Annotated in this window: 2 protein-coding genes; both read right to left on the bottom strand. The window is 69.3% G+C overall.

The genetic code is table 11. From position 1 onward, the window contains the following. On the bottom strand, positions 1–963 hold the full coding sequence (locus E6P78_RS32400; RefSeq protein WP_136207189.1) for an electron transfer flavoprotein subunit alpha/FixB family protein: 963 nt from the start codon (positions 961–963) through the stop codon (positions 1–3). 60 nt (positions 964–1023) lie between these two features. Beyond that, on the bottom strand, positions 1024–1809 hold the full coding sequence (locus E6P78_RS32395) for an electron transfer flavoprotein subunit beta/FixA family protein (protein ID WP_136207188.1): 786 nt from the start codon (positions 1807–1809) through the stop codon (positions 1024–1026). Positions 1810–1820 lie beyond the last annotated feature (11 nt).

Below are 1820 nucleotides of genomic sequence, written 5' to 3'. Positions count from 1 at the left end.
TCAGCCCTTGCGGGTGTTGATCTCCTCGGTCAGCTGCGGGACGACGTCGAAGAGGTCGCCGACGACGCCGTAGTCCACGAGGTCGAAGATCGGGGCCTCCGGGTCCTTGTTGACCGCGACGATCGTCTTCGAGGTCTGCATCCCCGCCCGGTGCTGGATCGCACCGGAGATGCCCGAGGCGATGTACAGCTGCGGCGAGACCGACTTACCCGTCTGACCGACCTGGTTGGTGTGCGGGTACCAGCCCGCGTCCACCGCCGCACGCGAGGCGCCGACGGCCGCACCCAGCGAGTCCGCGAGCGCCTCGATGACCGCGAAGTTCTCCGCACCGTTGACGCCCCGGCCGCCCGAGACCACGATCGCGGCCTCCGTCAGCTCCGGACGCCCCGTCGACTCACGCGGGGTGCGGGAGAGGACCTTGGTGCCGGTGGCCTGCTCCGAGAAGGAGACCGCCAGGGCCTCGACGGCACCGGCGGCCGCAGCCGCCTCGGCCGGGGCGGAGTTCGGCTTGACCGTGACGACCGGAACACCCTTGGAGACACGGGACTTGGTGGTGTACGAGGCGGCGAACGCGGACTGCGTGGCAACCGGGCCCTGATCGCCGGCTTCCAGGTCGACGGCGTCGGTGATCAGGCCCGACCCGATCCGGACCGCGAGACGGGCCGCGATCTCCTTGGCCTCCGCGGAGGAGGGCAGCAGCACGGCGGCCGGGGACACCGCGTCACAGGCGGCCTGGAGCGCGTCGACCTTCGGCACGACGAGATAGTCGGCGAACTCGGGGGCATCGGCGGTCAGCACCCTGGCCGCGCCGTACTCGGCAAGCGTGGCGGCGGTGTCCGCGGCACCGTTGCCCAGGGCGACGGCGACGGGCTCACCGATGCGGCGGGCCAGCGTCAGCAGCTCCAGGGTGGGCTTGCGGACGGCACCGTCCACGTGGTCGACATAGACGAGAACTTCAGCCATGGGACTTCAATCTCCTGCGTGTACGAGGTAGGCGGGGGGCGGTGAGGGAACAGCCGGGGCTCAGATGAACTTCTGGCCCGCAAGGAACTCGGCCAGCCGCTTGCCGCCCTCGCCCTCGTCCTTGACGATCGTGCCCGCGGTGCGGGCCGGACGCTCGGTCGCGGAATCGACCGCGGTCCAGGAACCCGCCAGACCCACCTCGTCCGCATCGACACCCAGGTCGTCCAGGTCCAGGGACTTCACCGGCTTCTTCTTCGCCGCCATGATCCCCTTGAACGACGGGTAACGGGCCTCACCGGACTGGTCGGTCACCGACACCACCGCCGGCAACGACGCCTCCAGCTCCTCCGACGCGCTGTCACCATCACGCCGGCCCCGCACGACACCACCCTCGACCGACACCTGCGACAGCAACGTCACCTGCGGCACACCCAGCCGCTCCGCGAGCAGCGCCGGAACCACACCCATCGTCCCGTCCGTCGACGCCATCCCCGAGATCACCAGGTCGTAACCCGTCTCCTCGACGGCCTTCGCCAGCACCAGCGACGTACCCATCACGTCCGTACCGTGCAGATCGTCGTCCTCGACGTGAACCGCCCTGTCCGCACCCATCGACAACGCCTTGCGCAACGCGTCCTTGGCATCCTCCGGACCCACCGTCAACACGGTGACCTCCGCATCGTCCGCCGCGTCCGCGATCTGCAACGCCTGCTCGACCGCGTACTCGTCCAGCTCCGACAGCAGACCGTCGACATCCTCACGATCCAACGTCAGGTCATCGGCGAAATGCCGGTCACCGGTCGCGTCGGGCACGTACTTCACACAGACAACGATCCTCAAGCTCACGCCGGCTCTCC

This window comes from Streptomyces sp. A0958, assembly GCF_004795035.1.
Taxonomy (GTDB): Bacteria; Actinomycetota; Actinomycetes; order Streptomycetales; family Streptomycetaceae; genus Streptomyces.
Note: the sequence above shows the minus strand (reverse complement) of the source record. Positions and strands in the feature narration are given on the sequence as shown.